Here is a 741-nt window from a genome sequence, read left to right on the forward strand (position 1 = left end):
AAAGCCCCTCACCCCAGCCCTCTCCCGGAGGGAGAGGGAGCCGACCGAGGTGTCTCGCGTCAGACATCGATCTGAAAGAACCAGTCGATTATGGATTCAGCGAGGACCTGCAGATCGACGAACTTTTGAAGCATCCCCCAATCGGTTCCCTCTCCCTCCGGGAGAGGGCTAGGGTGAGGGGCTCTTGATCTTTCAGACCTTGAACTGATTGATCAACCGCCGCTGCTGTTCCGCCAGTTTGGTCAACCCGGCGCTCGCCGAACTCGACTCATCCGCACCGCCCGCCACTTCATTCGCCACCTGACCGATATTGATCACATTGCGGTTGATGTCGTCGGCCACTGCGCTTTGCTCTTCTGCCGCACTGGCGATTTGCGTGTTCATGTCATTGATCACCGACACGGCCTGGGTAATCGTCTCCAGCGCCTCGGCCGCTTTCGCCGCGTGTTGCACGCTTTCGTCGGTGCGGTTCTGGCTGTCTTCCATCACACGCACCACATCGCGGGTGCCCTGTTGCAACTGCTGGATCATGCTCTGGATTTCTTCAGTGGCCTTCTGGGTTTTCTGCGCCAGATTGCGCACTTCATCCGCAACCACGGCAAAACCGCGACCCTGCTCGCCGGCCCGGGCGGCTTCGATTGCCGCGTTCAGTGCCAGCAGGTTGGTTTGTTCGGCGATGCCGCGAATGGCGGTGAGGATGGCGTTGATGTTTTCGCTGTCCTTGGCCAGGGTCTGCACCAC

Annotated in this window: 1 protein-coding gene; it reads right to left on the bottom strand. The window is 59.8% G+C overall.

Going from position 1 to position 741, the window contains the following annotated elements; genetic code table 11:
• Positions 1-192: 192 nt before the first annotated feature.
• On the bottom strand, positions 193-741 hold a 549-nt coding region (locus D6877_RS00770; RefSeq protein ID WP_241662825.1), incomplete at its 5' end, for a methyl-accepting chemotaxis protein.

It is taken from the genome of Pseudomonas sp. Sample_9 (genome assembly GCF_004307535.1).
GTDB classification, from domain to species: Bacteria; Pseudomonadota; Gammaproteobacteria; order Pseudomonadales; family Pseudomonadaceae; genus Aquipseudomonas; species Aquipseudomonas mercuritolerans.